Source organism: Aestuariivirga sp., assembly GCF_037139295.1.
In the GTDB taxonomy this organism is placed as follows: Bacteria; Pseudomonadota; Alphaproteobacteria; order Rhizobiales; family Aestuariivirgaceae; genus Aestuariivirga.
The window spans coordinates 1-5,323 of sequence record NZ_JBAXGR010000158.1; the positions used below are offsets into that span (position 1 = coordinate 1).

5 protein-coding genes and 1 tRNA gene are annotated in these 5,323 nt (G+C 62.4%); 1 reads left to right on the top strand and 5 read right to left on the bottom strand.

Annotated elements, in window-relative coordinates:
* The 5 genes from WCJ41_RS19895 to WCJ41_RS19915 all read right to left on the bottom strand — a co-directional run.
* Positions 1–1,558: valine--tRNA ligase (locus tag WCJ41_RS19895; protein ID WP_336907581.1), on the bottom strand; the 1,558-nt coding region annotated here is incomplete at its 3' end.
* A gap of 82 nt (positions 1,559–1,640) precedes the next feature.
* Positions 1,641–1,940, bottom strand: a complete 300-nt coding sequence (locus tag WCJ41_RS19900) for a PilZ domain-containing protein (RefSeq protein ID WP_336907582.1) — start codon at positions 1,938–1,940, stop codon at positions 1,641–1,643.
* 148 nt (positions 1,941–2,088) lie between these two features.
* On the bottom strand, positions 2,089–2,721 hold the full coding sequence (locus WCJ41_RS19905; protein ID WP_336907583.1) for a DUF2497 domain-containing protein: 633 nt from the start codon (positions 2,719–2,721) through the stop codon (positions 2,089–2,091).
* Positions 2,722–2,826: 105 nt separating this feature from the next.
* Positions 2,827–4,236, bottom strand: a complete 1,410-nt coding sequence (locus WCJ41_RS19910; RefSeq protein WP_336907584.1) for a TolC family outer membrane protein — start codon at positions 4,234–4,236, stop codon at positions 2,827–2,829.
* A gap of 74 nt (positions 4,237–4,310) precedes the next feature.
* The gene (locus tag WCJ41_RS19915) at positions 4,311–4,979 is read right to left on the bottom strand and encodes a protein-L-isoaspartate O-methyltransferase (protein WP_336907585.1); all 669 of its coding nucleotides are present in this window, start codon (positions 4,977–4,979) and stop codon (positions 4,311–4,313) included.
* A gap of 270 nt (positions 4,980–5,249) precedes the next feature.
* Between WCJ41_RS19915 and WCJ41_RS19920 the strand changes: the two genes are divergently transcribed.
* Positions 5,250–5,323, top strand: a tRNA-Cys gene (locus WCJ41_RS19920).

Sequence of the window (5,323 nt, forward strand, 5' to 3'; positions counted from 1 at the left end):
TGAAGTGCAGGCCCATCATCATCATGCGGGCGACCCAGAAGAAGATGATGTCGAAGCCGGTGACGAGAACATCCGTCTTGTAGTGCCGCTTCAGCTCTGGGGTCTCGTCGGGCCAACCGAGTGTCGAGAACGGCCAAAGGGCGGATGAGAACCAAGTGTCCAGCACATCCTCGTCGCGTGTGAGCGCGACCGCCTGTCCATAGTGACGCTCGGCATCCTTCAGCGCCGCGCTCTCCGTTTCCTCGACGAACACCGTGCCGTCCGGGCCATACCATGCCGGAATCTGGTGGCCCCACCACAGCTGGCGCGAAATGCACCACGGCTGGATGTTGCGCATCCACTCGTAATAGGTCTTCTCCCAGTTCTTCGGAACGAAGGAGGTCGCGCCCTTCTCGACGGCCGCTATGGCAGGCTTGGCGAGTTCGGCCGCATTCACATACCACTGTTCCGTCAGCCACGGCTCGATGACAGCGTCGGAGCGGTCACCATGCGGCACCTGGTTGGTGTGCGGTTCAATCTTGTCGAGCAGGCCTTGGGCTTCGAACATCTCGACGATGCGCTTGCGCGCTTCGAAACGGTCGAGGCCATGCAGCGCCATGGTTTCGGCGGGCACGTCAGCAGCCGCGAGGAAATCCTCATTTCCGTCGATCATGATCTTGCCGAACTGGTCCAGCACGTTGATCTGGCGGAGCTCGTTGCGCCTGCCCACGTCGAAGTCGTTGAAGTCATGCGCCGGCGTGATCTTCACCGCACCCGTACCCTTTTCAGGGTCGGCATAGTCGTCGCCCACGATCGGGATCAGGCGGCCGACCAGCGGCAGCTTCACCATTTTGCCGATCAGGTGCTTGAGCGTCTCGTTCTCGGGGTGAACGGCAACGCCGGAGTCGCCCAGCATCGTCTCCGGCCGCGTCGTGGCGACCACGATGAACTCGTCCGTGCCCTCGATCGGATAACGCAGGTGCCAGAGATTGCCCTTCACTTCCTTCTGCACCACTTCGAGGTCGGAGATGGCCGTCAGCAACTTGGGGTCCCAGTTCACGAGGCGCTTGTCCTTGTAGATCAGGCCCTCCTTGTAGAGCTGCACGAAGACCTTGAGCACGGCCTTGGACAGTCCATCGTCCATGGTGAAGCGCTCGCGCGACCAGTCGCACGACGCACCAAGCCGGCGCAGCTGACGCGAAATGGTGCCGCCCGACTCTTCCTTCCACGCCCACACGCGTTCGAGAAAGGCTTCACGGCCCATGGCCCGGCGGTCGGTCTTGTTTTCTTTCTGGAGGAGGCGCTCCACCACCATCTGCGTGGCGATGCCGGCGTGGTCGGTGCCGGGCTGCCAGAGAACGTCTTTCCCGCGCATGCGCTCGAAGCGGACGAGGATGTCCTGAATGGTATTGTTGAGCGCGTGCCCCATGTGCAGCGAGCCCGTCACGTTGGGCGGCGGGATCACGATGGTGAAGGGTTCGGCCTTGGGCTTGCCGCCTGGCTTGAAGAAGCCGCGCTCCTCCCATTCGGCATAAAGCCGTGCTTCCATTTCGGCGGGCGTGAAGGTCTTCTCGAGCATGATGCGTCCGGGCAAAAACGGTGAGTTGGATGGTGCGCCTTAAACACCAGCCGGGGGCCTCACGCAACGTCCGCGACGCGGGTCAGAGCAGCATGTGCAGCGCCTTGCGCGGCGGAGAGAGGAACTCCACGCCCAACTGAGCGTGGTTTCGCCAGGCCACCCGCACGTCACGCATCTCGCGATCTGCCAAGATGACGAGTTGAAACCTCTCGGGAAGCTGCACCGCCTGCGCGCAGGCCAGCCGGGCACCACCAAGCGACACGTCCCGCATGACGCAGTCGATGACAGAGCGGTTGTCGTTGAAAACAGCCTTCACCCGCTTCAACACGCGGTGGCGGGGATGCGCACGCCTGTCATGAGCTGCCGAATGAGCCGCCGTCATCTCTCGAGCGCCCTTCCTGTTGAACCCCACGGGGTCCCTGCAACTACACCACTCCTGCAAACGCCAATGCGACGCTAGGGCAACCAGGCGGTAATTGCAATCAGAAAGAGACTAAATGACGGCTTCCAGAATAGTGGTAGCAGCGGACCTAGCGGCCTGTGCGGGCCACCCGTTCGATTTCCTCACGCACCATGCGCTCAACCATGGCCGGAAGGTTCTCGTCCAGCCATTGCTTCAACATCACGCGCAGCAGTTCCCGGGTCACATCTTCAACTGATCGCTCAGTGGTGGCGCGCGTCAGAACCGAATCGGCAAGCTTGCTGAAGGCTGAATTGACCGCCTGAGCTGAATTGCCCGAGAGCATGGCGTTGGGGGAAGACAACTCACTGCGAGCGGCAGGACGGGCCACCGGGGTTTCGATGCGGGGTTGCGGCCGCGAAAGCTCCGTCTCGGCAACGCTGCCGCGCAAGCGGGGAAGCGGCGCTGGTTCAATCTCGCGCCAGTTGCGACGCGGCGTTTCTGCCTGAAGTGCTGCGGCAAGGCTGGCGGCGCGCTGGGCGGGCTCCACTGGCGGAAGAGGCTTGCCGGCCCGCGCGCGCGAAATCTTCTCGCGCAGCAACTGGATTTCATTGGCCGCCGCGGCGAGCTCGTCGCCGACACGGGGCGACGGCTGTACAGGGGCCGACGCATACGACACATGTGCTCTGCTGGATCCCGCAGCGGGCATATCCCCGATGTCCTCGTGGATTGCCCTTCGGATCGAGGCGAGAAGATCTTCCATTCGCGGTTCTGCAGTCACGTCGCCCACCCTGAAACGGCTCACAAACTTTTACCTTTCAGCAAGGATTACGCGAGCCTGTGAGTCTTGTCGATATCCGCGCGCGACCTATTCAACGGTTTTGACGTCCGTGCCGATCCATTTGTTACGGACCCGCTTGTAGTTCGCGTCGGGATCGTAGATTGGAACCTTGAGGCCAACCTCCACCGCTGTCAGGTGGCCAATTGCAGCAAGCAGCTGATAGCCGCTCACCACGCGATTGCGCTCGGCCGTCACCTGCAGCACTTGCGCCTGCACCAGGTCGCGTTGCGCGTCGAGCACGTCGAGCGTTGTGCGGGTGCCTGCCTGGTATTCCTGCTGAACACCATTCAGAGCCAGCTGGGCGGCACTCACCTGGGTTCGCGTGTTCTTGATGATCTGGGCAAGGCCCACATAGGCATTCCATGACGAGGCCACCGCCTGACGGACGGCACGCGCCACCTCGATCACCTGGATGCGGCTCTGACTGGCCAGTTGCTTCGCCTGACGCACCTGCGAATAAACAGCACCCGCTTCATAGAGCGGTATCGTCAGCTGGGCACCCACCTGCACCGCACTGGAGCGGTCCTTGCTCTGGGCGAAGTCCGGGTCGGAGCCGGCGGCCGAGGCAACCAGATCGGCGCTCGGCAGCAGGTTCGAGAAAGCAACGCTGATGTCGCTGTTGCGCGCCACCTCGACGAAAGCCTGCGCCAGAAGCTGTGGGTTGATCTCACCCGCAACGTCCAGCGCCATCTTCAGCGAGTTTGGAATGCTCACGACCTTGGGATAGCTGAGCTTGCCCGGTTCCTGGCCAACCATCTGGACATAGCTGGCAACCGCGCGCGCCAGGTCGGTCTGGGCGTTGACGAGGAATGACTGCGACTCGGCAAGCCGGGCCTGGGCCTGGGCAACGTCGGTGCGGGTGATCTCGCCCACCGCAAAGCGGTCACGTGCCGCCTTCACCTGGGCCTCCAGCGCCGAGACGTCCTGGCGGCGCAGCACAACGTACTGGCGTCCTGCATAGACGTCCATGTAGGCCTGAACCACGTCGAACAGCACCTGCTGCTCGGTCGCCAGCAGGTTCTGCTTGCCGGCATCGACGCGGGCTTCGGCAGACTTCGTCTGGTTCACGGTGCCAAATCCGCGGAACAGCGGTTGCGACAACTGGATGCTCACGTTGCCGCTGGTCGCGTTGTTGATTGCCACCGAGTCAACGTCCGGACCATCGGGCGTGATGATCGGTACGCCTTCCTTGGATGAGCGGGTACGACTGACCTCGCCGAAGACGCTAATGGTTGGCCGCCAGCCGGAAAGCGCCTGCGGCACAAGTTCGTCGGTGGCGCGCTGCCCGGCACGGGCGGCATTGAGCGTGGGGTTGGTGACGTAGGCCTTCTCCATTGCGCCAAACAGCTTATCCGCCGAAGCAGTCACAGTCAGCATCGCAGTCGCTGCGGACAGCGCCAAGCCCGAGAGGAAAGCCCGCACCCAGTAACGAGTCATCAAACAACCGCTCCAATCACTTTCGCCAGCCTTCCGCAGCGGTTGCCGCTGCACAATGCACGACGAGTCCCACCTCAGAATACGAAGGCAGGTTTTTTCCTTTTCAGTCCCGGCAATGCCGCCACCGAGGCATCGAACACCTGGCGTACGGCAATCGCCCCGCCAGACCGCGAATAGACACAGGCATGCGACGTCTCGCGCTCACCCACCACCCCGACCAGGCGACCTGCGTCGGCCAGCTGGTCCAGCAGCGACTGCGGAACCTCTTCAGCGCGGCCCTCGAGCACGATCACGTCGAACGGCTGCTCGGCCGCTACTCCCGCGGCAAGCCCGCCCTCAACCACCTTCACGTTGGCGAAGGGCGACAGGTTGGCTCTTGCCTTGTGGGCAAGGCCGGGGTCGCACTCAAGCGCCACCACGGATGCCGCAATCTGGCTGATCACCGCCGCGCCGTAACCGGTCTCCGCGCCAATCACGAGAACCTTGTCCTCGGGCTTGATGGCGGCCTGCTGCAACAGGCGGGCGAAGGCCATCACCTCGATCAGGGCCCGCGTGCCATTGGCGCGGTCAGCGGGTTCGAGGTACACATCCTCGTCCATGTAGGCGAGCGCCTTGCGGTTTTCCGGAACATAGACTTCGCGCGGAACGGACTCGATGGCCGCAATGATGCGTCGGTCGGTGATGCCGTTGGGGCGCACCTGAGATTCGACCATGTTGAGGCGGGCGGCGGCGTAGTCGGACATTCTTTTCCTGAAAACTGGCGCAGTCACGAACTGGTAATGTTTGTGTAGCGAAGGACGCCCAATAAGTCCACCGGGCAAAGCATAAATGCACCGTTTCACTGAAATGCACCGTTTCACTGATCACAATCGAGAGCGTTCATCAGCAACAACGATTACCGTCCTGAACCCGCGCGAGATCAGCACCTTGCGCTGACATTGACCCTTGTCACCGCCCGCCCTCCGTGCCATACAAGGCCACCACTCAAGACGTAAGTCATTGAAATATAAGAAGGCCTCGTGGCGGAGTGGTTACGCAGAGGACTGCAAATCCTTGCACCCCGGTTCGATTCCGGGCGAGGCCTCCA

Bases quoted from the DNA above. Each gene is read 5' to 3' on its own strand.
- WCJ41_RS19915 (WP_336907585.1), bottom strand. From the start codon at position 4,979: ATGTCCGACTACGCCGCCGCCCGCCTCAACATGGTCGAATCTCAGGTG.
- WCJ41_RS19900 (WP_336907582.1), bottom strand. From the start codon at position 1,940: ATGACGGCGGCTCATTCGGCAGCTCATGACAGGCGTGCGCATCCCCGC.
- WCJ41_RS19905 (WP_336907583.1), bottom strand. From the start codon at position 2,721: ATGGAAGATCTTCTCGCCTCGATCCGAAGGGCAATCCACGAGGACATC.
- WCJ41_RS19910 (WP_336907584.1), bottom strand. From the start codon at position 4,236: ATGACTCGTTACTGGGTGCGGGCTTTCCTCTCGGGCTTGGCGCTGTCC.